This window comes from Curtobacterium sp. MCLR17_040 (genome assembly GCF_003234735.1).
GTDB classification, from domain to species: domain Bacteria; phylum Actinomycetota; class Actinomycetes; order Actinomycetales; family Microbacteriaceae; genus Curtobacterium; species Curtobacterium flaccumfaciens.
In genome coordinates this window covers 1-25,521 of record NZ_QKTE01000031.1, presented here as the reverse complement: position 1 = coordinate 25,521, position 25,521 = coordinate 1, and the positions used below count along the sequence as shown (strand labels likewise).

Below are 25,521 nucleotides of genomic sequence, written 5' to 3'. Positions count from 1 at the left end.
GTCACGCCCATCATTGCCCAACCGGTTGACCGGTGCTAGGCATGCACCATGACTGCGACGTCGAACGACGAGATCGTGTCCGTCGGGCCCTGGCGTCTGGTCCTGCGCGGAGCCGAACTCGCCGACGTCACGCTCCGGGGCGTGCTCGTCCTGCGCGCCGTCCGGTTCGTCGTCCGCGACCACGACTGGCGCACCGCTGACGACACCGTTCTGACACGCACGGTGGACGGTGACGATGGGCGCATCCGCATCGAGACCAGCGCACGGTACGACGGCGTCGAGGTCGTGCGCACCGTCCTCGAGGTCACGCTCGACGATGACACCTTGCGGGTCTCCACGGTCGGGACGGTCACACGGGCCTTCCGCCGCAACCGCGTCGGGCTCGTCGTCCTGCACCCGCCGACCCTGGCCGGGCAGCCGCTCACGGTGCGGCATCCGTCCGGTGACACCACCGCGACGGCGTTCCCGTTCTGGATCGCGCCGCACCAGCCGGCCGTCGACGTCGCCGGGCTCGACTGGTCGGTGGGCGCGACCGCGCTGTCGCTCGACCTGACCGGCAACGTGTTCGAGACCGAGGACCAGCGGAACTGGACCGACGCCTCGTTCAAGACCTACTCGACGCCGCTCGCCGAGCCGTTCCCGGTCGCGATCACGCCGGGGACGACGGTCCGGCAGGGGCTCACCCTGCGTGCGACGGCGGGCGGTCCAGCAGGTGGTCCGGGCACCCGGTCGGGAGGCGCGGCCTCCCCTGCCCCGGACCTCGCGGCGCTCGACGGGCCGGGTCCCGGTGCCGTGGTCACGCCGTCGCCGACGCTCCAGCTGCTCGCGGGTTCGGCACCGGTCGCTGCGCGCCCGGACGATGCCGACCTGCTCCGCGGGTTCCCGATCCTGGTCGAACCGGTCCTCGGGGCACCGAACGTCGAGGCGGTGCTCGCCTCGGCCCGGCGGGACGCGGGTGGCGCTCCCCTGGACGTCCGGTTCGTCACCGACGACCCGGTGCTGCTGCGCGCGGCGATCGACGCGGTGCTCGCGGGCGGGCCGGTGGCTCGCGTCGGGGCGTTCGACCCGGTGTCGCACGTGACGACGCCGGCGCTGCAGCGGGCACTGCGCGAAGCGGTGGCAGCGGTCGGCGCGCTGGAGGTCGTCGCCGGTACCCGGGCCCACTTCACCGAGCTGAACCGCTCGATCGCGGTGTTCTCGGGCTGGGACGGCCCGCTGACCTGCAGCGTGACGCCGCAGATGCACGACCGGTCGCCCGAACAGGTGACCGAGTCGATCCGGATGCAGCGCTGGGTGGTGAGCAGCGCCTCCAGGCTGGCCGCCGGCAGGGCGCTGCACGTCGGACCGGTGACACTGCGGCCACGGTTCAACGCGGTGGCGACGTCCGCGCGACCGGTCGTGACCGATGCGACGGTCGACGCCGGGTACGGGCCGGAGACCGTTCCGGACGCGACCGACCCGGCGCAGCACACGCCGGCCGCCGCGCGGTGGTTCGCCGACGCGGCGCGAGCGCTGACGGTGCCGGGCGTGGCCTCGATCACGCTGGCGGAGGCGTGGGGGCCGCGCGGGTTCGTGGCCGCCGACGGCACGGGGAACGCCCCGCCGGAAGGGGGTCGGCGGGGCGTTCCGGTCCGGGCGCGCTGACGGGTCGGCGCGGTGGTCGGTGGCGGTCCGGCTCAGCGCCGGACGGCGTCGATCTTGAGCATCTTCGCGATGACCGAGTCGAGCTCGCTGTCGTCGAAGACCTGCTTCCAGTCCTCCTTGATGAGCTTCTCGCGGCCGTAGCCCATCGCGATGTGGCAGGCGTCGGAGAACGGGTTCGAGCCGCGCAGGCCGTTCGTGAGCGCGATCCAGGTGTGGCCGTAGAGCATGGCGCGGGCGGCCTCGCGGGGCACGCCGACACCGGTGACGGTCTCCTCGAGGGCGTCGTTGAGGAAGTCGCCGATCATGCAGGCGATGGTCTCGACGAGGGTCGGCTCGAGCACGGCGAGCTGCTTCACCGTGACCCAGTGCACCTGGATGACCGGGGCGTACATGGTGGTGATGACGGCCTCGGCGACGGCCTTGGCGCGGTCGCCCTCGTCGCCGAGCGACTCCGAGGCGTCGAAGGCCGCGATGACCTCCTGCGGGGCGGCGATGCCACCGAAGGTGTCGTCCCACTCGGCCTTGGTGGTGCGCTCGAGGAACACCGACGGGTGGCACGGGTGCGCCACGGCGTAGTGGATGTCCTCGCGCTTGGCGAGGAGGCCCGCGTAGGCGGCGGCCGGGTCGAGCGTCAGGATCGACGCGCCGGGCTTCATGACGGGGACGAGCTGCTCCGAGATGGTGCCGAGCAGGACGTCCGGGACGGCGAGGATGACGACGTCGGCGGCCTTTGCGGCGTCGACGCTGTCGGTGATCTCGCGGCCGAGGGCCTGGATGCGCTCCTGGCCGGCGGGCGAGGCCTCGCTGTACAGGGTGGTGTACTCGCTCTTCGCGAAGTTGTTCGAGACGCGGGTGCCCATCTTGCCGCCGGCACCGATCACGGCGACGGTGACGTCGGCCGTGCCGGATCCGGCAGCGACGGTGTGGGTGGTGGTGACGGTGTCGGTCATGATTCCTTGCTCCTGATGTACTCGATGGTGTGTTCGGTCCACGCCGCTTCGATGCGGGTGGTGGTCTGTGCGGGGGTCTCCCCCGGCAGCGGTTCGGCGCCGGCGTGCTCGTCCTGCCACGGCAGCCAGAACTCGATGACGCGGTTGATCCCCCGGGCGTCGGGCTCGATCGCGGCGCGGACGGCGTCGTGGTCGAGGACCCCGGTGCCGATCGGGACGCCGGTGTACTGGAACCCGACCCAGCCCGGGGAGCGGGTGAAGGCGGAGTCCTTGACGTGCCAGTTGACGACGTGCGGGGCGGTCATCGCCACGACGTCCCCCGGGTGTTCGAGCCGTGCCACGGTGTTCGCCGGGTCGAGGCAGATGCCGAGGTGGTCGGAGCCGATCGCCTGGACGACGGCGACGAGGTCGGCGGTGGCGACGACCTCGTAGGTCTCCAGCGCGAGGGTCACGCCCACGCGCTCGTAGGCGGGGAGCGCCTGCCGCAGGCGTCGTTCGGTCTCGGCCGCGTCGGGCTGGTCGTCACCGCTCGTCCACATGCTGCGCACGAGCATCGCGCCGAGCTGCTGCGCGACGTGCAGGTACCGGGCGAGGTGCTCCGGCCGGGTGCCGCGGGTGCCGACCTCGAGCGTGAGACCGAGGTCGGCTGCCAAGGACCGGATCGCGGCCAGGCGCTCGTCGGTCGCGGTGTCGAGCGGCAGGTGGTCGCAGATCTGGAACAGGTCGACGCCGTCGTGGTTCGCGGCGTCGCGCAGGGCGTCGTCGAGGGACATCGGCGACGGGACGCGGTCGGACATGCGCCAGAAGTAGGCGTAGGTGGAGAGGCCGAGCAGGGAGGTCATGCCGGTGCTCCGTCCTGCGTCGCGGCCAGCGCCTCGGCTTCGTCGAGGATCGTGCGGATCGCCTCGGGGTCGTGGGCGAAGCGGCCGAGGAACAGGCCGCCGATGCGTCCGGCACCGCGGGTCAGCAGGCCCGGACCGGCACTGCCGCCGTAGATCGCGACGGACCCGGCGAGCTCCGGCCGGGTCGCCAGGTGCTGCTCGATGCCGGCCAGGACCGCGACGATGTGCTCGTCGGGCGCGGGCTGCGGGGCGCCGATCGCCCACACCGGCTCGTACGCGGCGATGAGCGGTCCGGCGAGGCCGTCGGCGGTCGCGGTGGCGGTGAAGCGGTCGAGCTGCGTGGTGACCTCGGCGATCGCGGCCGCGGGGTCGCCGTCGGCGGCGCGCTCGGTCTCGCCGATGCAGATCAGGGGCCGCAGGTGGTTGCGGTACGCGGCGTGTACCTTGCCGGCGATCTCGTCGTCCGTCTCGTGGAAGAGTTCGCGTCGCTCGGCGTGTGCGATCTCGACGAGGTCGACCCCGATCTCACTGAGCTCCGCACCGGAGACCTCGCCGGTGAAGGCGCCGCTGTCCGCCCACGCCAGGTCCTGGGCGCCGAGCGTCACGGGGGCGTCCCCGATCACCGCACGGACCGGGACGAGCGACGGGAACGTCGGCACCACGAAGAGCTCGACCGCGCCGGACCGCACCGCCGGGTGGCTCCGGGCGATGTCGGCCACGGCGGCCGCCCACGCGAGCGTCCGGGCGTGGCTGAAGTACATCTTGAGCGACACCCCGATCGTCACCGGGGCGGCTGCCGTGGTCGCGGGCATCAGGCGTCGGCCGCCTTGCCGGCAACGTCGGCTGTGCTCGTCTCGTACCCACAGATCGCGTTGACCTTCTCGGCGCTCGCGCTCGTCTGGTCGAAGGTGTAGCCGAGCCACTCCTTCGCCATCCGGCGCGCGACCTCGACCCCGACGACTCGCTGGCCCATGCAGAGCACCTGAGCGTCGTTCGACAGGATCGAGCGCTCCACCGAGAACGAGTCGTGCGCGGTCACGGCGCGGATGCCGGGGACCTTGTTCGCCGCGATCGCGACGCCGAGGCCGGTGCCGCAGATCAGGATCGCGCGGTCGGCCTCGCCGTTCGCCACCAGACGGGCGGCGTCGACGGCGACGTGCGGGTAGGCGGTGTGTCCATCGGCGTCCACGCCCACGTCGACCACGGAGGCCACGCGGGGGTCCTTCGCGAGGTCGGCCTTGATGACCTCCTTGTAGTCGAAGCCGGCGTCGTCCGAACCGACGACGATGCGGAACTGCTGCTCACTCATGCGGGTGTGCCTTTCGTGGTGGGGGTCAGGCGGGGACGGCGATGGTCGCCAGGACCGCGGCGGTGATGAGTGCGAACGAGATCGCGCCGGCGTCCGGGGTGCCGACGGCGTCCTCGCCGTGGGTGCGGGCGCGGCCCATCCGGGGCAACAGGTCGGCCGTGGCGTCCGCCGCGGTCTGTGCTGCAGCCGAGGCGGCCGACCAGGCGTCGACGAGTTCGTCACCGGCGTCGACCCGGGCGGCGAAGACCTGGTCGAACGGCACGAGCGCGTCGACCATCGTCTTGTCGCCGGAAACGGCCCCGAATGCCAGGACGGCTTCGGTGGCGGCGTGCACCGCGCTCTGGACCGTGGCGGCCGACGGGCGTTCGTCGTCGCCGAGGACGCGACCCAGTGCCTCCAGGGCGGCACCCCAGATCGCGCCGGACGTCCCACCGGCCCTGTCGGACCAGGCGTCTCCGGCGATCGCGAGGACCGAACCGGCGCCGGCGCCACGGGCGGCGGCGTCCTGTGCCGCACGGTCGGCGGCGGTGGAGCCGCGCTGCATGCCGATGCCGTGGTCGCCGTCACCGGCGACGGCGTCGATGCGGCCGAGCTCGTCGGCGTGGCCGTCGATCGTGGCGCGGATCGCGGCGATCGCGCTCGCGACGCGGACTGCTGCGGCCTGGGACTCCTCGGTGCCGGGCGTCACGGGCACGACGACGCCTGCTTCGAGGACCTCGACCGGCACCGGCTGCTGCGGGACGGCGCCGCCCTTGCGGTACGCGGGGGCGTCGGCGGGGGCTGCCCAGAGCTGCTCGAGTTCGTCGTCGAGCCAGAACAGGGTGAGCGAGACGCCCGCCATGTCGAAGCTGGTGACGAGTTCGCCGACCTCGGGCTGGACGACGACGATGCCGGCGTCGGTGAGCTTCCGCTGGACGGCGCCGAAGACGACGAAGAGTTCCTCGTACTTGACGGAGCCGAGGCCGTTGAGGATCGGGACGACGCGGGCACCGTCCGCGGTGACGCCGGACGGCAGCTCGGTGAGGAGTTTGTCGACGAGCAGGTCGGCCAGGCCGTCCGCGGTGGGGACGTCGGCCTCGGCGATGCCGCGTTCGCCGTGGATGCCCATGCCGATGGCCATGCGCCCCTCGGGGACGGTGAAGAGCGGCTCGTCGGCACCGGGCAGGGAGCAGCCCGAGAACGCGACCCCGAAGCTGCGGGTGCGGTCGTTGGCCCGGGCCGCGATCGCGGTGACCGCGTCGAGGTCGTCGCCGCGTTCCGCGGCCGCGCCGGCCACCTTGAACACGCAGAGGTCCCCCGCGATGCCGCGGCGCTTGTGTGCCTGGTCGGCGGGCGCGGACGCGACGTCGTCGGTCACGCGGACCGTGCGGACGTCGATGCCCTGCGCCTCGAGTGCCCGTGCCGCCGCGTCGAAGTTGAGGACGTCGCCGGCGTAGTTGCCGTAGCTCAGCAGCACGCCGCCACCGTGCTCGGACGCCTTCGCGACCGCGGTGACCTGCTGGGCGCTCGGGCTGGCGAACAGGTTGCCCATCGCGGCACCGGCCGCCAGGCCGTGCCCGACGAGGCCGCCGAAGGCCGGGTAGTGGCCGGAGCCACCGCCGACGACGAGCGCGACGGTGCCCTCGGGGCTGGTGGTCGAGCGGGCGACCCCGCCGTGCACCTTGCGCACCCGGGCGCGGTTGGCGGCGACGAAGCCGTCCACCATCTCGTCGGCGAAGTCCGCCGGGTCGTTGAACAGGCGGGTCATGCGCCGGCCTCCTTCGCGATGGCGGTCGGTCCGTCCGTGGCGGCGACCGCGGTGTCGGCTTCGGACGCCGCGGCAGCTGCTTCGTTGCGCTTGGTGTTCCGGCCGAGCACGAACATCAGCACGCTCGACAGCACCATGAAGAAGCCGACGATGAACATCGGGACCTGGTAGCCGCCGGTCCACTCGCTGACGGCACCCGTGATGTACGGGGCGGCGAACCCACCGAGGTTGCCGACGGTGTTGATGAGGGCGACCCCCGCGGCTGCGGCGGCACCGGTCAGGAACTGCGTCGGGACCGTCCAGAAGTTCGGCAGGGCCGCGAAGATCGCACACGCGGTGATCGCGATGACCGCGACGGTGGCGGCCGGGCTGTTCATGTAGAGCGCGACCGGGATGCTCAGGCCACCGACCAGGGCCGGGACGGCGATGTGCCAGACCCGGACGCCACGGCGGAAGGCGTCACGCGACCAGAAGTACAGGACGACCGCGGCCGGCACGTACGGGATGGCCGTGATGAGGCCCTTCTGGAACAGGTCGAACGTGGTGCCGAACTGCTCCTGGAAGCCGTCGATGATCGTCGGCAGGAAGAAGCTGAGTGCGTAGAGGCCGTAGATGAAGCCGAAGTACACCGCGGCGAGCATCCAGACGCGGCCGGAGCCGAAGGCCGCACGCAGGCCGCCCTTGCCGTGACCGTCGCCGCCGCCCTTCGCGGCGCTCTCGGCAGCGAGCGTCGTCTCGAGCCAGACCTTCTCGTCCTCGTCGAGCCACTTCGCCTGCGACGGCTTGTCCTTGAGCACGAAGATGCACAGGACGCCGACGATGATCGCCGGGATCGAGACGCAGAGGAACATGAAGCGCCAGCCGGCCAGGCCGCCGAGGATCCCCTCGTGGGTCATCAGCCATCCGGCGAGCGGGGAACCGATGACGCTCGTGAGCGGCTGCGCCAGGTAGAAGAGCGCGAGCATCTTGCCGCGGTGCCGGGCCGGGACCCACGTCGACAGGAACAGGATCGCGCCGGGGAAGAAGCCGGCCTCGGCGATGCCGAGCAGGAAGCGCAGGCCGACGAGCTGCGGGTAGTTCTGCACCCACGTGAAGAGCAGGGACACGATGCCCCACGTGATCATGATGCGAGCGAGCCAGATCCGGGCGCCGAACTTGTGCAGCGCCAGGTTGGACGGCACCTCGAGCACGAGGTAGCCGATGAAGAACACACCGGACGCGAAGCCGAACTGGGCGGCGGTCAGGCCGAGGTCGGCCTCCATGCCGTTGGGGGCGGCGAAGGAGATCGCGGTGCGGTCGAGGAAGTTGATGAAGAACATCAGTGCCACGAACGGCACGATGCGGATCGCGATCTTGCGGATGGCCGTCTTCTCGACGACCGAGGTGGGGATGCCTCGCGTGGCGGGGATGTCCACGATGACTCCTGCTCGGTGGGGGTGGTACGACTCCCGTCCTGGCGGCTGCGCCGGGATGGTCCGTGCTGCTGCGCGGATCGGGAGCGGGCGCATCGGTGCGCCTGATCCAGTGTGCGTCGCGCTCGGCCGACTTGTCAACCGGTTGACCATTCCGCGCGCTCGGCGCCTCGGCGCTGCTCCCGCCGAAACCGGTTGACCGACCGGTACGCTCACTCCATGCCCGCGTTCAGCCCGGACGACCCCCTCAACATCCGACTCGAGCTCGAGTCCGTGCCCGTCGGGTCCCCCGCCTCGGTGGTCGCCCGACAGCTCGTCTCGCTGCTCACCGCCGGCGAGCTGGCCCCCGGCTCGCGGCTGCCCTCGGAGCGGATCCTGTCCGAGCGGCTCGGCGTCGGACGCTCGGCCGTCCGTGAGGCCCTCGCCGCCCTCGAGATCCTGGGCATCGTGCAGATCCGCCCCGGTTCGGGCACGTACCTGCGCGGCGGCACCTCGGACCTGCTGCCGACGACCCTGTCGTGGGGTCTGATGCTCGCCTCGAACCGCACCCGCGAGCTGCTCGAGATCCGGTCCTCACTGGAGCGCACGGCCGCGATACTCGCCGCGCAGCGTGCCACCGACGAGCAGATCACCGAGCTCGGCGAGTACCTGGTCCGGCAGGAGGCGACGCTCGACGACCCGCAGGCCTTCATCGACGCCGACGTCCGCTTCCACGTCCTGCTGGCGCGTGCGTCGGGCAACGACGTGCTCGCCGATCTGCTGCAGAGTCTGCGCTCCATGCTGAGCGTGTGGGTCGCGCGCCGCGTGCAGACCCGGCAGGCGACCGAGGCCGCGTTCCACGAGCACCGCGCCGTCTTCGAGGCGTTGCGGGCCCGCGACGTGCCCGCCGTGCAGCGCGCGATGGACGCGCACATGGCCACGGCGAGCGCCCGCATCGAGCACGCCGAGCCGCTGCCCGCCGACGAGTAGCGCTCGTGCGCGGTCGCGCGCGCTCGCGCTCGCTTCGTGAGCAGGAATGGTCGGGTCCGTCGAGCCGACCCGACGTCCTGTGCTCACGATCAGGGCAGACGGGAGGCCCGGGGCGCGCCCGCCCCGCACCGTGCGGTGTTGCCGGGTCGGCAACACCGCTTGGGTTCGGCCCGGCAGGTGCGCTGGAGTACGTGCATGCACACCCACCACGACGGCTCCGCCGCAGGATCTGCCACCGAACCGTCCGCCCGGGAGTGGTGGGAGGCCCGCTACGCCGAGCGCGACGGCATCTGGTCGGGACGGGTGAACGCCGTGCTCGCCTCGGTGACCTGGGGGCTGCCGGTGGGGCGGGCGCTCGACCTCGGCTGCGGCGAGGGCAGCGACGCGGTGTGGCTCGCCGAGCAGGGGTGGGACGTGACGGGCATCGACCTCTCCGTGACGGCGCTCCAGCGCGGTTCGCGGGCTGCCGTCGCCGCCGGGGTCCAGGAGCGGACGGCGTTCGTCGCCGCGGACCTCGCCCGGTGGGACACCGCCGCGCGGTTCGACCTGGTGACGGCCTCGTTCCTGCAGTCGTGGCCGGTGGAGATCCCCCGAGCCGACATCCTGCGTCGGGCCGCCGGCTTCGTCGCCGCAGGCGGGCACCTGCTCGTCACCGCACACGCGGCTCCCCCGCACGACGACCTGCCGCCCGAGCTGCGGGAGTACCGGTTCCCCGCGCCGGCCGACGACCTCGCCGCCCTGCAGCTCGACGACCGGTGGGACGTCCTGGTCGCCGAGGTCCGGCCGCGCACTGCGACGACGCCGGAGGGTGATCCGCACGAAGTGCTCGACAGCGTCGTGCTCGCCCGCCTGACGCGCGGGTAGCGTCGGTGACGTGAGCACCGACGACGGCATCCGCGCGCTCGTCGTGGACGGTGTCGAGGTCGCCGTCGAACGTGACGGCGCCGGCACGATCGCCACGTCGTCCCCTCGGCCGTACCTGCACCTGGTCCGGACCCTCGGTGGCACCGTCGTCAGCGCGCACCACCCCGGCGACCACGACTGGCACTGCGGTGTCGGCGTCGCGATCCCGGACGTCGACGGCGTGAACTGCTGGGGCGGCCCGACCTACGTCCGCGACCGCGGCTACGTGTGGCATGACGACCACGGCTCGGTCGAGGTGGTGCACGCGGAGCAGCACGACACGACGTCCGCCGAGGAGCTCGTCTGGCGGGGTCCGGACCGCGCGGTGGTCCTGCACGAGGACCGCACCCTGCGCTGGCGCTCAGTCGGAGCCGGGTGGGAGTTGTCCTGGTCGTCGTCGTTCCGGGCCCCCGGTGACTCCCCCGTGCACCTCGGCGGCCCCGGCAGCAACGGCCGGACCGGAGCGGGCTACGGCGGCTTCTTCTGGCGGTTCCCCGAGTGCACGGGAGCGGTCATCCGGACCGCCGACGCCGAGGGCGAGGCCGCCGTGCACGGCTCGGTCGCACCCTGGATCACCTGGTCGGCGGTGTTCGACGGCGGTCCGGCGACGATCTGCATCGAGGCCCTCGACCACGACGACCCCTGGTTCGTCCGCGCCGAGGAGTACCCGGCGATCGGCTCGGCACTGGCGTGGGACTACCCCGCAGTCGTGCAGCCCGGCGCTCCGCTGGTCCGCTCGTTCCGCGCGACGATCACCGACGGCGGTACGCTCGCCGAATGAGCACCGGGGACTGGGAGTCACGCGTCGCGGCGCTGTGGGACGACGAGACGATCGACGATCAGCAGCGGATCGAGTGGATGCGCGACCTCGCCGCCGACGCTCCGCATCCCGCACTCGGCGCGTTCGAGCTCGGCGGCGCCTTCGACTCGGGCGGCCACGAGGCCGAGGCCGACGTGCAGTACGCCGCCGCGACCACGGCTGGCCTGGACGCCGTCGACCCAGACCGCGCAGCCAGGATGGTCGTCCAGCACGCCTCGACGCTCCGCAACCTCGGTCGGATCGACGCGGCCATCGCGATGCTCCGCGACGCGCCGGAGCACTCCGCCACCGGGGCGGCACCCAAGGTGTTCCTCGCGCTCGCCCTGCACAGCGCGGGACGCTCCGCCGAGGCCCTGCGCGTCGCGATCGAGGCCGTCGAGCCGACGCTCCCCCGGTACCACCGGTCCGTCCGTGCCTACGCGGCGGCCCTCACCGAGGACTGACGCGCGTCAGGCGTTCCGGCGCTGGAGCGCGTCCGCAGCCTTGCCGAGCAGCCAGTTCACGGCCCACCCCAGCACGCCGATCACGGGCAGCGCGAGGATGACCACCGTCTACAGCACCTTGACCACCTGCGTCCGGCGACGGTCGCGCCAGACCTGCACCAGCGCCACGGCCTCGAGCGCCAGCAGCACGAGGAGCACCACGGCGTGTGCTCCCGACACGTTCGTCAACACGAGCGGTCCTCTCCGCGGCGACGGTCGTCGCCCGCATCGATGACAGTAGGGCCTGCCCGGACTCGTCCGCGTCATCCGTCCGACTGACCGCGCGGGTCGGTCTGGCGATCGCGCTGGCAGGTCAGGCGATCGCGACCTCACCCCGCGCGAGCAGCTCGCGGGCCCGACCGGCGTCGGCAGCCGGTGGCCGACCGTGCAGGGCGCGGTAGTCGCGCGAGAAGTGCGAGGCACTCCGGTACCCGACCGCGACCGCAGCCTGGGCGGCGGTGTCACCGAGCACGATCATCCGCCGCCGTGCCTCCCCGAGCCGCAGCCGCCGCAGGTACTGCACCGGGCTCATCCCGGTGACCTGCCGGAAGCGCGCGAACAGTGTCGACTCGCTCGTCCGGACCGCCGCGGCCAGGCCGGCCACCGACCACGGGTCCGCCAACCGGTCGGTGAGCAGGGCCGTGGCCGCTGCGACGACGTCGCCGTCGCGGTTGCCGATCGCGGCCAGGATGCGCGGTGCCTGGTCGGTCTGCAGCAGCCGGAGCACCACCTCGCGGGTGACGAGCGGGGCGAGGACCGTCATGTCCTCCGGAGCATCGAGCAGTCCGACGAGTCGGGCGAACGCGTCCGCCAGGGCCGGGGTCCAGCTGCCGAGTCGTGCCGGCGGCGCCTCGTCCTGGTGGGGGCGGGACATCGCCGTCGCGACCTCGGCGACCACCGCGGGGTCGAGCTGCCAGACGACCGCGACGAACCCCGCGGGTGGTTCGACCTCGACCACCCCGGCGATCACGGGCAGGTCGACGGGCGTGATGATGAAGCGTTCCCGACCCCAGAGCTGGTCGTCATCCCCCACTATCGAGCGCTTCCGTCCGGCGAGCACCACCGACACCGACGGCGTGTAGCGCTGGTACCCGAGGTCGGTCGGCGCGTCGACCCGGGCCAGGCGGAGTCCGAGCCGTCCGGCGCGCTCCGTGTCGTCGACGTGGGCCAGGACGCTCTGCAGCGCGCGGTCCAGTCGATCCGAGGTGACGTCGTCCATGTGCCCATTCTGTCGAGCCGATCGATGCGCTGAACGCCCGTGCTGGATCCGGCAAGCACTCCGGAGTCCTGGGCAATCTCCACGAGGCACGCGGGACCGAGCATCGGAGCATGCAGACCAACGAAGCACTCCTCGACTCCCTGACCACCGACGACCGACTGGCCGGCCGCACCGCGCTGGTGACCGGCGCCTCGAGCGGCATCGGTGAAGCCGTCGCCCGTGTCCTCGCCGCCTCCGGCGCCACCGTCGCGGTCGCCGGCCGCGACCCGGAGCGCACGCAGGCCGTGGTGAACGTCATCACCGCGGCCGGAGGCACCGCAGTGGCCGTGATCGGCGACCTGAACAGCCACCCCGACGCGGTCCGTGACCTCGCCGGCCGCGCTGCCCAGGCCCTCGGTGGCCGGGTCGACGTCCTCGTCAACAACGCCGGCGTCTACCCGGTCGGCCCCACCGCGCTGCTCGCCGACGACGACGCCGAAGCCCTCTGGGCCACGAACGTCCGCGCACCCCACGTGCTGGTCGGCGCGCTGGCGCCCGCGATGGTCGAACGCGGCTCGGGCGTCGTCGTGAACATCGGCTCGTGGATGTCCCGCGTCGGCGTCCCGTTCACGGCGCTCTACCCGGCGACGAAGGCGGCCGTCGAGCAGCTGACCCGCGCCTGGGCAGCCGAGTTCGGACCGCACGGTGTCCGGGTGTCGACCGTGTCGCCCGGTGCCACCGCGACGCCGGGCAACGCGGACTCGCACGACGTCCTCGCGCAGATGACGGCGGGCACCCCGGCCGGCGCACCCGTCCGACCGGTCGACGTCGCGTTCGCCGTGCGCTGGCTGGCCTCCGACGAGGCGACCTTCGTGCACGGCGCCACCATCGACGTGGACGGCGGCCTCGCCGCAACCCGCCTCGGCTGAGCCCGCCCCGCACGAGCGGGCGGAACAACCGGGTCGGCTCGCGGAGGCACCCCGGCATTCCGCCCGCTCGTCAGCGCCAGCCGACCCGCGCGAACCCCCACCACCACGAGGGGTCACGACACACCGCCGGCGGGTGGCCGTGCGGTCACGGACCGTCGCGCGGGAGCGCGTCAGCCGACGGATCGTGACCGCTCGGCGGACGGCGACGGCGCGGCGGTGGGCGCGACCACCACACGGTCGGGAGGCGCGGTGCGGGCTGGCACCGGGCCTCCCGTCAGGCGGTGTGGTCGCCGACCACCCGTGGGACCGGCAGCGAGTCGCTGGTCGTGCGCAGGGACTCCTGGCGGATCTCGAGCTGCGACACGGCGAGCGCCGCCAGGTCGCGGAGGTTGGCGAGGTCGTCCTCGGTGGCCTGCCGCGGGCGGGTGTCGAGCACGGCGAGGGTCCCGATCGGCGAGCCGTCGTGCTTGACGAGCGGAACGCTGACGTAGAAGCGGATGCCGAGCGGACCGGTGACCAGGGGGCTGTTCCGCATCTCGGGGTGTGCGGAGCCGTCCGGGATCACGACGGGGACGGGGACCGGGGCGAAGCCGTTGCGGAAGCTGATGCTGCGGGCCGCCTCGTCGACGCCCTCGGCGATGTACGACTGGGACCACTCACGGTCCTCGTCGAGGACCTCGACCAGGGCGATCGGTGCGTCGAAGAGCCGGGCCGCCATCGCCGTGGTGCGCTGCAGCGACTCGTCGGGCAGGGTGTCGAGGGTCGCCGGGCGGTCCGTCTCGGGGCGCGTCGGTACCGGGGCCGTCTCGTCGGTCGGCTCGACCACGTGGTCGGCCGTGGCGGTCTCGGCGATCACGACGTCGCGGAGCATCGTGACCAGCTCGGCGCCGAGCGGACGGGCCGCGGGGTCCTGCGCGGTCATGGCGCGGAGCAGGTGCTTCCAGTGCTCGGGCAGGGGCTCGGGGACCACGGGGTCGCGCGACAGCCGGGCGACGGCGGACTCGACGAGCGAGCCCGGGAACTCCCGGCGGCGGGTGAAGCACTGCAGCAGCACGAGGCCGAGCGAGTAGACGTCGCTCGGCGGGCCCACCTCGCCGCCGCGCGCCTGCTCGGGGCTGAGGTAGGCGGCGGTGCCGGTGGTCACGCCGTCGGCGGTCAGGCGTTCGACACCGGCGGCGAGCGCGATGCCGAAGTCGGTCAGGCGCGCGCGGGCCCGGTCGGAGCCGTTGCCGTAGTCGACGAGCAGGATGTTCGACGGCTTGATGTCGCGGTGCACGACGCCGTGGGCGTGGATGTAGTCGAGGGCCTCGGCCATGTCGTAGCCGATCTCGGCGATGTGCCGCGAGGCGAGCGGGCCGACGGCGAGACGCTCCTCGAGGTCCTGCCCGACGACGAGCGACATCACGATGTAGCGCTGCTGCGTGCCGTCCTGCCCGGTGACGACTCCGGCGTCGAGCAGGCTGACGAGGTTGTGGTGCTCGAGCGACGCCAGCACGCCGAGTTCGGCCTCTTGGCGGGCGATGTCGACGATGCCCGCGTGGAAGAGCTTGATCGCGACCGGGCGGTGCAGGCTCTCGTCCACACCCCGGTAGACGACGGACATGCCGCCCTGGCCGATCGCTTGCTCCACGCGGTACCGACCGTCGAGCAGCGGCGCGCTCGCGTCGTGGTCTTCCGTCGGGATCATCCAACCCTCGTTCTCGGCTCCGGCACCAACGATGCATCTTCGCATCCCGACGGGTATCTCGTTCGCCGACGTCGTTCTCCGGCTGAACGCGCGCCGTTCGGCCTGCAAGACACCGGTGTTCGCGGGTCGAACACGCGCAGACCGCGGTTCAAGGTGCGAACACCGGTGTCTTGCGATCCCGGCGCCACCCGACCGCCCCGTCAGCGACGCGTCGCGACCGTGCTCACGCGGAGGTCCTCGAAGGTGCTGGTGAAGCCGGAGCCTCCGAGCGAGATGAGCCCGACGCGGGGTGCACTGCCGAGGTCCGCCGTCCAGGTCCCGCCCCGGACGAAGTGCCGCCCGTCCAGGCTCGTGTAGGCCGTGTACCGGTCCTCCCCCCGGACCTCGCGGTGGACGACCCGGAGCGTGGTGGTGTCCCCGACCGGACCGACGACCATGTTCCCGTAGCTCGGCACCCCGGCCGGTTGCCCGGACACCTGCTTGCCGAACTCCGTCTGGCGGGTGTTGAAGATCGAGTTCGAGGTGAGCCGGACGTAGTTGCCGTCGTCACCCCACACGATCAGGCCGCCCTGCACGTAGTTGAGACCGTCGCCGGTGGCCGGAGTGTCCACCCCGACCGTGGTCTGGAGCACGTAGTCCCCACGGGGTGCCGGTTCGGACAGCACCGATGCGAGCGGCGTCGCCGGCGGGTGGATGTCGGCGTCCTGCGTCTGCCAGCGGAACGTCCCGTCGGCGACGGTCCACGTGGACGGGTCGGGCTCACGCGTCCAGGCGAGCTGGGCCGGCAGCGCTCCGGGCTCTGCCCCGGGCGCCGCCCCCGGCAGCGCGGCACCGTCGAACGAGGTCGACAGTGCCCGGATCGTCCGCCCCGGCACATCGACGGGAGCGGTCGACGCCCGGTACGTCGGCCGTTGCCCCGGCTGCGCGACCGGCCCCGGCTGCACCGTGTCGGACGGCCCGGCGCCACCGCGGACGACCGGCCAGCCGCCCTGCCAGTCGAGCGGGTCGATCAGCGCCGGCCGCTTCGTGTAGGTCGGCTGCCCCGCGTAGTACGGGTCGTTCCGGTCGGCCGCGTGGTAGATGATCCAGTCCTGCCCGGCGAAGTCGGTGACCACGGTGTTGTGGCCGGTCCCGACCCAACGATTGCCGTTCTGCGCGAGCAGGGGCGTGCCACCGACCCGGGTGCTCGTGATCGCCACGCCGTCGCGGTCCGTGAACGGACCCAGCGGGCTGCGCGACCGGGCGACGAAGACGCCGTAGCCGGTCAGGGCGCCGTTGCAGCAGTTCGTGGCGGAGCCCATGAAGTACCACCAGCTACCGTGCCGCATCAGGTACGCACCCTCGTAGCGGTTGTCGATCGCGATCTGCCGCTCGGTCGACGGGTCGGAGCGCAGGCCGTCGGCGCTGAGGCGTCGGACGTTCACGCCGCCGAAGTAGCTGCCGAAGTACAGGTAGGTCGTCCCCTTGTCGGTGATGACCTCGGGGTCGAACGCCCACCGTGCTCCGTCGCCGTTCGGTGCGGTCTGCGGTGCCACGACCGGGCCGCCGGAGTCCTTCCACGGGCCGGTCGGGCTCGAGCTCGTCGCCACCCCGACCGCGGAGCCGCCGCCGCTCGGGCCCGTCGCCGACGGGGTGTCCGACGCCGCGTAGTACAGGTACCAGGTGCCGGCCCGGCCGCGGTCTCCGGCGCGGTACACGACGTCCGGCGCCCAGATCCCGTTCGCGTCGCCCACCCAGGCGGGCTTCGTCGGGAACGCGTCGTTCACGTAGGTCCAGTGGGTGAGGTCGGTCGACCGGTACGTGGGCACCGCGTGCTGCACCAGGGACCCGTCCGGGTTCTGCTCCGTCGCGGTGAGCGCGTCGGTGGTGCAGTACAGGTACCAGTTGCGGTCGCGTCCGGCTCCGTGGATCACGGTCGGGTCCGCACAGCTCGCCGCCGTCTGCCCGTCGGGCAGGCTGAGCGCGACCGGGTTCTGGTGGCTGGGTGCCGCGCGGCCGTGCCGGCCGGCGGCACTCGACGCCGCGGTCGTGGTGGTGGTCGCCCGGGTGGTCCCGCCCGGCACCGCGGACGCGTCCGCTGGTGCGGCCTGGAGGCCCGTGGTCGCGACGCCGAGGAACGTCACGACGGCGAGGAGTGCGGTGGACGATCGGCGCATGCCGGACCTGCTCTCGTCGTTGAGGGAGGTACTGCTGGAGGGAGTGCGGGTGTCGCCTGGCGACGTGCGCGAGCGTACGCTCGGCTCGACGAAGGAGTCATGCCATGCCCGCGAGGTTCGTCTACTGGATCAACGTCTCGGTCGACGGGTTCGTCGAACGGGCCCCCGGCGAGCACGACGGCCTGGACGGGCCCGATTGGATCCGGATCGACGAGCCGCTGCACCGCGAGTTCAACGCCCGCGCCGCCGCGATGACCCTGTCCGTCGAGGGTCGGGTGGTGCGCGACATGATGGACCCGTTCTGGCCGGATGCCCGGCACGACGAGTCGATGCCGCAGTACCTGCGCGAGTACGGCGAGATCTGGACCGCGCAGCCGAAGATCCTGGTGTCCCGCACCCGGACGACCGCCGACCACGACACCCGGGTCATCGGTGACGACGGCGACGCGATCGCCGAGCTGGCCGCGATCCGTGCCTCCGGCGACGGCGACATCGGCGTGGGTGGGCCGAGCATCGCGAGCCAGTTGCTCGACGCCGGGCTGCTCGACGAGGTCATGCTCTTCACGCACCCGTCAGTGCTCGGCGCCGGCCGCCCGTTGTTCGATCCGCCGCGCTCGGGGCACCGTCCGCTCGTGCAGCTCGACCTGCTCGAGCAGCAGCGCTACGACAACGGTGTCACCCTGCACCGGTACGACGTCCGGCGGTCCTGAGCGCTCGGGGCGTCAGTCCTCGACGGGCTCGGTGGCGATGATCCGGACGTACCAGGCGCTGTCGCGGTCACTGCCGAACCCGTTGAAGGAAACGCTGTCCGCCCGGCGACGCAGCTCCGCTGGAAGGTCGATCCGCTGTGAACCGTCCCGGCAGGACATCGGATCTGTCGGTCGGGTCTGCGAGGCGCCCGCCGACCCGATGGTGGAGGAGCCACTCATGTGCCCGTCCCCGAAGCAGGAGAACTCGAGGTGGTCGACCGACTCCGGGTGCGGGAACGTGATGGTGACGCCCGTGCCTGGTTCGTCACTGTCGTCGTCCCCGGGCGACACAGCGGCGAACAGGGCGCCGAGCTCGGTGTCCGACTCGACTGCTCGCTGGCGCTTCTCCCAGGCGGACAGCGCTGCCTCGTCGACGGGCGGCGGCCCGGCGCAGCCGGCCAGCAGGAGCACACCCGCGATCGCGGGCAGGAGCAGGGCGGGGACGGAGCGCACGCTGTGAGCCTAGTGACGCGGTGGACCCGCCCGCGGAACGACGGGAGGCGCGGTGACGGCTGGCACCGCGCCTCCCGGCCGTGGGGTGGTCGCGTCAGACGTCGCGACGGCGCGCGAGCGTCAGGGCGAGGCCACCCACGACGAGCACCTCGGCGGCGAGGACGCCGAAGCCGCCCCAGCCGTTCAGCACGACCCCGCTGTTGTCGACCGTGCTCGCGCCGTCGTACGAGTAGGCGTAGAGCTGGCCGCCGGCCGAGTCGGGCAGGAACGCCGCGATGTCCATCGGCCAGTCGACCTTCATCAGTCCGCTCATGAGTGCGAGCACCCCCGGAACGACCAGCAGGAGGCCGAGCGTGATCGCGATGCCGCCGGCGCTCGACCGGACGAGCAGACCGATGCCGTACGCGAGGAGCGCCAGCAGGGTCAGGAAGACCGACGAACCGAGGATCGGCAGGAACACCGACGGGTCACCGAGCTCCGGCTCGACACCGTTGCCGGCCAGCAGCGGGAGCGAGATGAGGACGCCGATCCAGGTGGCGACGGCGCTGACGACGAAGGTCGCGATGGCGAGGACGGTGGCCTTCGCCAGGATCACGCCGGTGCGCCGCGGGTCGGCGGTGAACGTCGAGCGGACCTGGCCCGTGCCGTACTCACCGGTGATGATGAGGACGCCGAGCACGCCGACGACGAGCGACGAGAGCAGGACACCCACGGCGTTGGCGTTCACGAAGGTGCCGTTGGCGACGTCCGTCGGCAGCTCCTGGCCGCCGCTGTTCGTGTTCGCCCCGATCAGCGCGGCCATGCCGATCGTGAGGACGACCAGGATCGCGTAGCACCAGAACGTGGACCGGATGCTGCGCAGCTTGATCCACTCGCTCCGCACCAGGTGCGGGAACGACAGGCGGGTCGAGCCGGACATCCGGGTCGACGGCGTGGTGGGCGAGGTGGTGGCGCTCATCGGGTGCCCTCCGATCGGTACTCGACGTCGTCGCGGGTGAGGGCCATGTAGGCCTCCTCCAGGCTCGCGCCGGTCGGGGTGAGTTCGTGCAGGGGGACGCCTGCCTGTGCGGCGATGTTGCCGACCGTCGGTGCGTCGGGTCCGACGACGAGGAACGAGCCGTCCTCGCGCTGGGTGACCGCGGCGTTCGGGCCGATGGCGGTGAACAGGCCGTTCGGGTCCGGCGTGCGGACGATGACACGGCTGACGGCGGCATCGGTGCCGGCAGCGGCGCCACCACCGGCGACGAACTCGGCGATCGGGGCGTCGGCGAGGACCTTGCCCCGGCCGAGGACGACCACGCGGTCGGCGGTCTGCGCCATCTCGCTCATCAGGTGGCTGGAGAGGAACACCGTGCGGCCGTCGGCGGCCATGCGGCGAGCGAGCTGACGCACCCACACGACACCGTCGGGGTCGAGGCCGTTGACGGGCTCGTCGAGGATCAGGGTCTTCGGGTCGCCGAGCAGTGCGGCAGCGATTCCCAGACGCTGCCCCATGCCGAGCGAGAACCCGCCGACGCGCTTCTTCGCGACGGAGTCGAGGCCGGTCATGTCGATGACCTCGTGCACGCGGGACTTCGGGATGCCGTGGGTCGCCGCGAGCGAGAGCAGGTGGTTGTAGGCGCTGCGCCCCGAGTGCACGGCCTTCGCCTCGAGCAGGGCGCCGACCTGCCGGAGCGGGTCGCGGAAGCTCGTGTAGGGCTGGCCGTTCACGGTGGCTGTGCCCGACGTGGGCCGGTCGAGCCCCATGATCATGCGCATCGTGGTGGACTTCCCGGCGCCGTTGGGCCCGAGGAAGCCGGTCACACTGCCGGGACGCACGACGAAGGAGACGTCGTCCACGGCGGTCTTCGGACCGTACTGTTTGGTGAGATGGCTGACTTCGATCACGGCCTCGACGCTACGGGAGGGGCCGTCGGTGCCGCGTCCGCCGTTGGGGGGAGATGTGTGCTCCCACAGGGTGACGCGGGGGGGGGCTTTCGCTGGGGCGGCATCGGCGTCGCGCGGGTTTTCGTGCTGGGCGACAGTTCACGCGCGCGGCGGCCCGTGAGGTGTCGCTGGACGCGAATGGCCGGCGCGCCGTGCTCAGACGGGCTGGTGGGCCGGACGCTCATCCCCAGGGTCGCGAGCGAACGCGAGGCTCTCCACGATGATCGACAGCACGACCGCGAGTTCCTCGGCGTCGCGCGGGCCGTAGACCATGAACTCGGTCCCGTGGTCCTCGTACTGGTGCGGGATCGCCCACCCGAGTTCGGTCAGTTCGGCTCCCCGTGCGACCGGGAGACAGAGGTGGACCGAGGTGTCCTCGACGCCGTGCAGGTGCACGGGCTCGAGTCGTCCGTCCGGCGCCAGTGACGTCCACGGGACGACGTGGTCGCGCTGATCGCGCAGGAACAACGCGCGTGACGACGCCGGCGACACCTGACTGTGCCCCTCTTCGACGCCGGGCAGGGCGACCGCACTCCCCACGAGTGCTCCCCACAGTTCCGGCGTCGCACGGTCGGTGAGCTGCCGCTGGGGACCGGCGTCGGACACGGTGGGCCGTTCGCCGCGACGGATGGACCTGATCACCGCTCGACGATACCGGCTCGGCCGGGTTGCGTCGCTCCTGTTCGGGCCCTCACGAGGAGGGGGAAGCGTCCGCGTCGACCTCGTACGCCTCGAACCGGGCGTCGGCGAGGATCGCGTCGACGAGTGACCGTGAGCCTGCGACGATCGTCGAGTCCCAGTCGATCTCGGTGGCGAGCACCCACTCGTGCCCCTCGGGCCAGAGCATCTGCGGGGTGTGCCCGACATCGACGTCCGTGCCCACGCGGGCGTCGTCCGTCCAGGACGGGTCGCTGAGCTGCGGCAGGGTCATCGAGAGCAGGAAGCACTCGCGGGCCGGCCACAGGAAGCGCGGACCCGCGAGCGACTCCCGGAGCGCAGCCTGTTCCCGCCGGTGCTGCGCCTGGGCCCGGGCCATGTGCGCCTGCATCTCCGCGCGCTCGGCCGCCGTCGGCTCGCCGCTCCCCTGCCACCCGAAGCCCAACGTCGACGCGTTCAGGTCGCCCCATCCGTCCCAGATCGCCCCGACCAGGTCGTCCGGCGTCGACGTCGCGTCGGCGAGGAGCCCGGTGAGCGCGGCGAGTTGCGACGGCTCGTACCAACCCTCTTCGGGTGGATGGACGACCCAGCCGTCCTCGAAGGGCAGGTCCGACTCGTCGTCCCGACCGCTGAGCGTCTGCCACGACACGAGCGGGTCGATCGTCCGACGGGTGCGCTCGGCGACGTCGGCCCAGCGCCACTCCGCCGACTCGAGGACCGGGTGCTCGTCGTACTCGTCCACGGTCGTTCGGTCCTCGCGATCCGCTCGGAGCGGGTGCAGGATCCGGACGTACGCCTCGAACCCGGTGCCCGCGACGCCGCCGAACGAGGCGAACGCGCCGGCCCGGGCCAGCAACCAGTCGCCGCGCGAGACGTCCTTGATCAGTTCCACGTGCCGAGCCCTCGGTGCCCGTGCGGGTCAGCTCGCCTGCGGGCGGGGTGCACGGAGGCCGGGGAACTCGTCGTCGCGCCACTCTGCCTCGGCGCGCGTGCCGTTGGTCACCGACTGCTCCTCGCGCTCCCGGAGCTCCACGCGGCGGATCTTGCCCGAGATGGTCTTCGGGAGCTCCGCGAACTCGACGCGGCGGACGCGCGCGTAGGCGGGGAGAGCCGTGCGTGCGTACTCCAGGACCTGCCTGGCGGTCTCGGCCGACGCCTCCCATCCGGTGGCCAACGTGACGTACGCCTTGACGACGTTGAGACGGGCGTCGTCGGGTGCCGGGACGACCGCGCTCTCGGCCACGGCCGGGTGCTCCAGCAGGGCGCTCTCCACCTCGAACGGCGACACCTTGTAGTCCGAGGACTTGAAGACGTCGTCGGTGCGGCCGATGAAGGTCAGTTCGCCGTCGGCGTCGCGGACGGCGATGTCGCCGGTGTGGAAGAAGCCGTCGCGCATCGACGAAACCGTGCGGTCGGGGTCGCCGAGGTACTCGGCCATCAGGTTGACGGGCCGCTCGGTGAGGTCGAGGCAGACCTCGCCCTCGTCGCCCGGTTCGCCGGTGACGGGGTCGAGCAGCGTCACGGTCACGCCGGGGAGCGGCTTGCCCATCGCGCCGGGCGTCACGGCGGCGCCCGGAGCATTGCCGATGATCGCCGTGGTCTCGGTCTGCCCGTAGCCGTCGCGGATGGTGAGCCCCCACGCTGCCTCGACCCGGCCGATGACCTCGGGGTTGAGCGGCTCGCCGGCCGAGATGAGCTCACGGAGCGCGCGCGGCTTCACGCCGAGGTCGGACTGCAGCATCATCCGCCACGCGGTCGGCGGCGCGCAGAACGTGTTGACCTCGGCCTGCTCGAGCTGCGCGAGGAGTGCGGCGGGGTCGAAGCGCGCGGTGTTGTGGATGAACACGGTGGCCTCCGCGATCCACGGCGCGAAGAAGCAGCTCCAGGCGTGCTTGCCCCACCCGGGCGAGCTGATCGTCAGGTGCACGTCACCGGGCCGGACGCCGAGCCAGTACATCGTGCTGAGGTGACCGACCGGGTACGACGTCTGGGTGTGCACGACCATCTTCGGCTTCGACGTCGTGCCGGACGTGAAGTACACCAGGCACGGATCGGTCGTGCGGGTGACGACGTGGGGACGGACCTCGTCGGTGGGAGCGGGCTCGCCCAGGTCGCTCGGGTACTCCGTCCACCCGTCGGCGAGACCGCCGATCACGATGCGTGAGAAGGACCCGCGGACGTCGTCGTACTTGTGCGTCTCGCCGCGGTTCGTGACGACGTGCGCCACCGAGCCCCGGTCGACGCGGTCCTGCAGGTCCGCGGTGTCGAGCATCGTCGAGGTCGGCAGGATGACCGCACCGAGCTTGATCACGGCGAGCATCGTCTCCCAGAGCTCGAGCTGGTTGCCGAGCATGACGAGGACGTGGTCGCCCTGCTGCACGCCGAAGCCGTGCAGGCGCGCGGCGAGCCGATCGGACCGTGCGGCCATCTCGGCGTAGCTGAACCGCTGCTCACGGCCGTCCTCCTCGACGATCCAGAGCGCGGTGCGGCTGTTGTCGGTCGCGATGACGTCGAACCAGTCGGTCGCCCAGTTGAACGTGTCGCCGACGTCCGGCCAGCGGAACCCGGCGCGTGCCGCCTCGGGAGAGTCCGCGGCGAGGAGCTGGTCGCGGGCGGCACGGTACGCGGCGGTCGGGTTCACATCAGGCACGGACCGATCATGCCGCATCCGTCTCAGAGCCGATCGATCAGGCGAGTTCCCGGAGCCAGCGGTCGAGCCAGGGAATGATGCGCGAGAGGTCGTCCGCGTCGATCGCGTCACTCGCGGCCGCACGTGCCGCCGGACCCGCGTTGAGCGCCAACGCACTGGGGAGCGCCTGGAAGAGCGGGATGTCCGAGCGGCTGTCGCCGACAGCGCAGCAGCGTTCGATCGGTACACCGAGGTCACGAGCGAGCGCGAGCGCCCGGTCCCGCTTGTCGAACTCGTCGAAGTGCTCGGCGACGGTGCCGTCGTGGACGCCGTCGTGCTCGCCGACTCGGGGCCCGCCGTTCGGGACGAACCCGAACCGCCGCGCGAGGGAACGGGTCACGGGTTGCCACGCGAGCGACGCGAGCACGGGTTCGACGTCGTGGGCACGGCACCACGCGACGACGGTCTCGGTTCCGGGCAACACCGGCAGGTCGTCGAGCCACCGGTCGACCGTCGCGACGGACGTGCCACGCCACGCGAGTGCGTCGACCTCACTGACCTGCTGGTTGGTGAGACCGCCGTCGGCGTAGCGGGCTTCTGCATCGTCGAGCGCGTCCTGGTGCCCGAACCGGGCGGCCAGGAAACTGCTGCTGGAACCGGGGCTGACGAGGGTTCCGTCGACGTCGAAGAACACGATGCCGACGGTCACTGCTGACCGCTCCCCCGCACGACCGCCTCGAGCACCCGGATCGTCTCGTCGGTGTCGACGTGCAGGTGCGCCCCGATGCCGAGCGCACGTGCAGCCTCGATGTTCTCCGGCACGTCGTCCACGAAGAACACCTCGTCCGGGTCCGCCCCCAAGCGCTCGAGCGTGATCCGGAACGCCTCGGCATCGGGCTTGTTTACACCGATCTCATGGGAGTAGCAGATCGGGTCGAACACCGCCGAGAACCGGAAGCGCCGTTCCTCTTCCTCGCGAGCACCATCGCCAGAATTCGACAGGATCGCGAGGCCGATCGTTCCGCGGAGTCCGGCGAGGAAGTCGTACAACGGCTGGTTCAGCGTTCCGCAGTACGCATCCCAGAAGTCGGCCCGCATGACGGCGAGCTGGTCGGCCCCCAGCCCGAGCGCCGTACCGATCGCACCCCAGTACCGGTCGACGACGCCGGTCTGACGGGAGGCGTCGGGCAGGTCCGCTGCGACGAGGCGTGCGGAGAAGTCGTCCGTCGTCATCCCGAGACGCTCGGCCCACCGCGCCCGGAAGCGTCCGGGCCAGGCGGCGTCGTCGACGAGCTCGAGGACGCCGCCAACGTCGGACAGCAGCCACCGCACGACGGGCCCGGCAGCCCCGGCAGCTTGGGCCGTCCCGCCGCTCACAGCGATCCCCGCAGCTGCCGGATCATCTCGACCTCGAGTTCGCTCGGATCGAGCACGTACGCCTCGGTCGCACCCGTCGGCTCGTAGCCACGTCGGGCGTAGAAGGCCTGCGCGCGGGTGTTCCCCTCGTGCACGTGCAGCCGAAGGGCCGATCCGTGCGCCGCCGCCCACACCTCGATCTCGTCGAGCAACGCATCGGCGACACCGGCGGAACGGCCCCGGTGCGACGGAGCGACGTAGACGCCGACCAGGAGCGGCCCGACCCGGGGGCCGGGCACGAACACCCCCATCGTCCCGAGCCACCGGCCGTCGGCACCGATCGCGGCGAGGGTCGTCCCGCCGACGTCGTGCTCACGGCGGCCGCGTCGACGCCAGTCACGCTCCTGCAGCCGCTCCGCGTCGGCGAGCCGCTCCCCGTACGCCTTCGGGGTGTCCCGGAGCATCTCCAGCCGCAGTGCCCGAACGGACTCCCAGTCGTCCTCCGTGGTCGGTCGGATCGTCGTTCCCCGCATGACCCGAGCCTAGGGGTGGCAGGCCCGGAGAAATCGTTCCAATCCGACTGGCGGACGACGCCGAATCACCTGCAACGACCGGGAAACACCCGGAGCGCTCACCAGCCGCACATCGCTGGTTCTCCACCCCACCAAGGGTGTGTTCGGCGCGCACACAGCAACCGCGCCGA

At 72.2% G+C, this 25,521-nt stretch carries 25 protein-coding genes; 7 read left to right on the top strand and 18 right to left on the bottom strand.

From position 1 onward, the window contains the following. The first annotated feature begins 48 nt into the window (after positions 1 to 48). Positions 49 to 1,644, top strand: coding sequence for a hypothetical protein (locus DEJ01_RS17500; protein ID WP_111093740.1), 1,596 nt, complete (start codon positions 49 to 51; stop codon positions 1,642 to 1,644). Between the two features lie 32 nt (positions 1,645 to 1,676). Here the strand turns inward: DEJ01_RS17500 and DEJ01_RS17495 are convergent, their stop codons facing one another. The 6 genes from DEJ01_RS17495 to DEJ01_RS17470 are packed head-to-tail and all read right to left on the bottom strand — an operon-like array spanning position 1,677 to position 7,907. Next, entirely contained in the window at positions 1,677 to 2,594 is a 918-nt protein-coding gene (locus DEJ01_RS17495; protein WP_111047755.1) for a phosphogluconate dehydrogenase C-terminal domain-containing protein, read from the bottom strand. Continuing rightward, positions 2,591 to 3,436, bottom strand: a complete 846-nt coding sequence (locus DEJ01_RS17490) for a sugar phosphate isomerase/epimerase (RefSeq protein WP_111093739.1) — start codon at positions 3,434 to 3,436, stop codon at positions 2,591 to 2,593. The genes DEJ01_RS17495 and DEJ01_RS17490 overlap by 4 nt, the downstream gene beginning before the upstream one ends. Next, positions 3,433 to 4,248 (bottom strand): triose-phosphate isomerase family protein, encoded by an 816-nt coding sequence (locus DEJ01_RS17485; RefSeq protein ID WP_111093738.1) that lies wholly within the window; start codon positions 4,246 to 4,248, stop codon positions 3,433 to 3,435. Before DEJ01_RS17485 ends, DEJ01_RS17490 begins: the two co-directional genes overlap by 4 nt. Next, a complete protein-coding gene (locus DEJ01_RS17480; protein WP_111093737.1) occupies positions 4,248 to 4,745 on the bottom strand; it encodes a ribose-5-phosphate isomerase in 498 nt (165 codons plus the stop codon). Before DEJ01_RS17480 ends, DEJ01_RS17485 begins: the two co-directional genes overlap by 1 nt. Positions 4,746 to 4,770: 25 nt before the next feature. Next, positions 4,771 to 6,492, bottom strand: a complete 1,722-nt coding sequence (locus DEJ01_RS17475; protein ID WP_111093736.1) for a dihydroxyacetone kinase family protein — start codon at positions 6,490 to 6,492, stop codon at positions 4,771 to 4,773. Then, entirely contained in the window at positions 6,489 to 7,907 is a 1,419-nt protein-coding gene (locus tag DEJ01_RS17470) for an MFS transporter (protein WP_111093735.1), read from the bottom strand. Before DEJ01_RS17470 ends, DEJ01_RS17475 begins: the two co-directional genes overlap by 4 nt. A gap of 216 nt (positions 7,908 to 8,123) precedes the next feature. On the opposite strand from DEJ01_RS17470, the gene DEJ01_RS17465 reads away from it, so the two are divergent. The 4 genes from DEJ01_RS17465 to DEJ01_RS17450 all read left to right on the top strand — a co-directional run bounded on the left by DEJ01_RS17465 (position 8,124) and on the right by DEJ01_RS17450 (position 11,039). Beyond that, positions 8,124 to 8,873: a FadR/GntR family transcriptional regulator gene (locus DEJ01_RS17465; RefSeq protein WP_111093734.1), complete on the top strand. Its 750-nt coding sequence runs from the start codon at positions 8,124 to 8,126 to the stop codon at positions 8,871 to 8,873. A gap of 195 nt (positions 8,874 to 9,068) precedes the next feature. Continuing rightward, the gene (locus DEJ01_RS17460) at positions 9,069 to 9,737 is read left to right on the top strand and encodes a bifunctional 2-polyprenyl-6-hydroxyphenol methylase/3-demethylubiquinol 3-O-methyltransferase UbiG (RefSeq protein WP_111093733.1); all 669 of its coding nucleotides are present in this window, start codon (positions 9,069 to 9,071) and stop codon (positions 9,735 to 9,737) included. Between the two features lie 10 nt (positions 9,738 to 9,747). After that, a complete protein-coding gene (locus DEJ01_RS17455) occupies positions 9,748 to 10,557 on the top strand; it encodes a PmoA family protein (RefSeq protein ID WP_111093732.1) in 810 nt (269 codons plus the stop codon). After that, complete coding sequence (locus DEJ01_RS17450; protein ID WP_111093731.1) at positions 10,554 to 11,039, top strand: tetratricopeptide repeat protein; 486 nt, start codon at positions 10,554 to 10,556, stop codon at positions 11,037 to 11,039. The genes DEJ01_RS17455 and DEJ01_RS17450 overlap by 4 nt, the downstream gene beginning before the upstream one ends. Positions 11,040 to 11,391: 352 nt before the next feature. Here DEJ01_RS17450 and DEJ01_RS17445 read toward each other — a convergent pair whose 3' ends face one another. After that, positions 11,392 to 12,297: an AraC family transcriptional regulator gene (locus tag DEJ01_RS17445; protein ID WP_111093730.1), complete on the bottom strand. Its 906-nt coding sequence runs from the start codon at positions 12,295 to 12,297 to the stop codon at positions 11,392 to 11,394. A 110-nt stretch (positions 12,298 to 12,407) separates the two neighbouring features. On the opposite strand from DEJ01_RS17445, the gene DEJ01_RS17440 reads away from it, so the two are divergent. After that, complete coding sequence (locus DEJ01_RS17440) at positions 12,408 to 13,205, top strand: SDR family NAD(P)-dependent oxidoreductase (RefSeq protein WP_111093729.1); 798 nt, start codon at positions 12,408 to 12,410, stop codon at positions 13,203 to 13,205. 274 nt (positions 13,206 to 13,479) lie between these two features. Here the strand turns inward: DEJ01_RS17440 and DEJ01_RS18280 are convergent, their stop codons facing one another. Then, positions 13,480 to 14,892, bottom strand: coding sequence for a GAF domain-containing serine/threonine-protein kinase (locus DEJ01_RS18280; protein ID WP_181438497.1), 1,413 nt, complete (start codon positions 14,890 to 14,892; stop codon positions 13,480 to 13,482). A gap of 200 nt (positions 14,893 to 15,092) precedes the next feature. Further along, on the bottom strand, positions 15,093 to 17,048 hold the full coding sequence (locus DEJ01_RS17430) for a family 43 glycosylhydrolase (RefSeq protein ID WP_111093728.1): 1,956 nt from the start codon (positions 17,046 to 17,048) through the stop codon (positions 15,093 to 15,095). A 104-nt stretch (positions 17,049 to 17,152) separates the two neighbouring features. On the opposite strand from DEJ01_RS17430, the gene DEJ01_RS17425 reads away from it, so the two are divergent. Next, a complete protein-coding gene (locus DEJ01_RS17425) occupies positions 17,153 to 17,758 on the top strand; it encodes a dihydrofolate reductase family protein (RefSeq protein WP_111093727.1) in 606 nt (201 codons plus the stop codon). Between the two features lie 12 nt (positions 17,759 to 17,770). Here the strand turns inward: DEJ01_RS17425 and DEJ01_RS17420 are convergent, their stop codons facing one another. The 9 genes from DEJ01_RS17420 to DEJ01_RS17380 all read right to left on the bottom strand — a co-directional run bounded on the left by DEJ01_RS17420 (position 17,771) and on the right by DEJ01_RS17380 (position 25,351). Beyond that, complete coding sequence (locus DEJ01_RS17420; RefSeq protein ID WP_111093726.1) at positions 17,771 to 18,250, bottom strand: hypothetical protein; 480 nt, start codon at positions 18,248 to 18,250, stop codon at positions 17,771 to 17,773. A gap of 94 nt (positions 18,251 to 18,344) precedes the next feature. Beyond that, a complete protein-coding gene (locus tag DEJ01_RS17415) occupies positions 18,345 to 19,208 on the bottom strand; it encodes an ABC transporter permease (RefSeq protein ID WP_111089311.1) in 864 nt (287 codons plus the stop codon). Next, positions 19,205 to 20,137: an ABC transporter ATP-binding protein gene (locus tag DEJ01_RS17410; RefSeq protein ID WP_111033997.1), complete on the bottom strand. Its 933-nt coding sequence runs from the start codon at positions 20,135 to 20,137 to the stop codon at positions 19,205 to 19,207. The genes DEJ01_RS17415 and DEJ01_RS17410 overlap by 4 nt, the downstream gene beginning before the upstream one ends. A 195-nt stretch (positions 20,138 to 20,332) precedes the next feature. Further along, positions 20,333 to 20,818, bottom strand: a complete 486-nt coding sequence (locus tag DEJ01_RS18340; protein ID WP_258375749.1) for a luciferase family protein — start codon at positions 20,816 to 20,818, stop codon at positions 20,333 to 20,335. 49 nt (positions 20,819 to 20,867) lie between these two features. After that, positions 20,868 to 21,725, bottom strand: a complete 858-nt coding sequence (locus DEJ01_RS18485; protein ID WP_111093725.1) for a hypothetical protein — start codon at positions 21,723 to 21,725, stop codon at positions 20,868 to 20,870. A 27-nt stretch (positions 21,726 to 21,752) separates the two neighbouring features. Further along, positions 21,753 to 23,501: an AMP-binding protein gene (locus DEJ01_RS17395; protein ID WP_111093724.1), complete on the bottom strand. Its 1,749-nt coding sequence runs from the start codon at positions 23,499 to 23,501 to the stop codon at positions 21,753 to 21,755. A 19-nt stretch (positions 23,502 to 23,520) separates the two neighbouring features. Next, positions 23,521 to 24,171 carry an HAD family phosphatase gene (locus tag DEJ01_RS17390; protein WP_111093723.1) on the bottom strand — a complete coding sequence of 217 codons (651 nt, stop codon included), beginning with the start codon at positions 24,169 to 24,171 and terminating at the stop codon, positions 23,521 to 23,523. Then, positions 24,168 to 24,839: an HAD-IA family hydrolase gene (locus DEJ01_RS17385; RefSeq protein WP_111093722.1), complete on the bottom strand. Its 672-nt coding sequence runs from the start codon at positions 24,837 to 24,839 to the stop codon at positions 24,168 to 24,170. Before DEJ01_RS17385 ends, DEJ01_RS17390 begins: the two co-directional genes overlap by 4 nt. Beyond that, positions 24,836 to 25,351, bottom strand: coding sequence for an N-acetyltransferase (locus DEJ01_RS17380; RefSeq protein ID WP_111031085.1), 516 nt, complete (start codon positions 25,349 to 25,351; stop codon positions 24,836 to 24,838). Before DEJ01_RS17380 ends, DEJ01_RS17385 begins: the two co-directional genes overlap by 4 nt. Between the last annotated feature and the right edge of the window lie 170 nt (positions 25,352 to 25,521).

Coding starts and splice junctions, on each gene's coding strand:
- DEJ01_RS17380 (WP_111031085.1), bottom strand. CDS start 25,351: ATGCGGGGAACGACGATCCGACCGACCACGGAGGACGACTGGGAGTCC.
- DEJ01_RS17440 (WP_111093729.1), top strand. CDS start 12,408: ATGCAGACCAACGAAGCACTCCTCGACTCCCTGACCACCGACGACCGA.
- DEJ01_RS17485 (WP_111093738.1), bottom strand. CDS start 4,248: ATGCCCGCGACCACGGCAGCCGCCCCGGTGACGATCGGGGTGTCGCTC.
- DEJ01_RS17425 (WP_111093727.1), top strand. CDS start 17,153: ATGCCCGCGAGGTTCGTCTACTGGATCAACGTCTCGGTCGACGGGTTC.
- DEJ01_RS17430 (WP_111093728.1), bottom strand. CDS start 17,048: ATGCGCCGATCGTCCACCGCACTCCTCGCCGTCGTGACGTTCCTCGGC.
- DEJ01_RS17480 (WP_111093737.1), bottom strand. CDS start 4,745: ATGAGTGAGCAGCAGTTCCGCATCGTCGTCGGTTCGGACGACGCCGGC.
- DEJ01_RS17450 (WP_111093731.1), top strand. CDS start 10,554: ATGAGCACCGGGGACTGGGAGTCACGCGTCGCGGCGCTGTGGGACGAC.
- DEJ01_RS17495 (WP_111047755.1), bottom strand. CDS start 2,594: ATGACCGACACCGTCACCACCACCCACACCGTCGCTGCCGGATCCGGC.
- DEJ01_RS17395 (WP_111093724.1), bottom strand. CDS start 23,501: ATGCGGCATGATCGGTCCGTGCCTGATGTGAACCCGACCGCCGCGTAC.
- DEJ01_RS17465 (WP_111093734.1), top strand. CDS start 8,124: ATGCCCGCGTTCAGCCCGGACGACCCCCTCAACATCCGACTCGAGCTC.
- DEJ01_RS17500 (WP_111093740.1), top strand. CDS start 49: ATGACTGCGACGTCGAACGACGAGATCGTGTCCGTCGGGCCCTGGCGT.
- DEJ01_RS18280 (WP_181438497.1), bottom strand. CDS start 14,892: ATGATCCCGACGGAAGACCACGACGCGAGCGCGCCGCTGCTCGACGGT.
- DEJ01_RS17490 (WP_111093739.1), bottom strand. CDS start 3,436: ATGACCTCCCTGCTCGGCCTCTCCACCTACGCCTACTTCTGGCGCATG.
- DEJ01_RS17415 (WP_111089311.1), bottom strand. CDS start 19,208: ATGAGCGCCACCACCTCGCCCACCACGCCGTCGACCCGGATGTCCGGC.
- DEJ01_RS17445 (WP_111093730.1), bottom strand. CDS start 12,297: ATGGACGACGTCACCTCGGATCGACTGGACCGCGCGCTGCAGAGCGTC.
- DEJ01_RS17460 (WP_111093733.1), top strand. CDS start 9,069: ATGCACACCCACCACGACGGCTCCGCCGCAGGATCTGCCACCGAACCG.
- DEJ01_RS17475 (WP_111093736.1), bottom strand. CDS start 6,492: ATGACCCGCCTGTTCAACGACCCGGCGGACTTCGCCGACGAGATGGTG.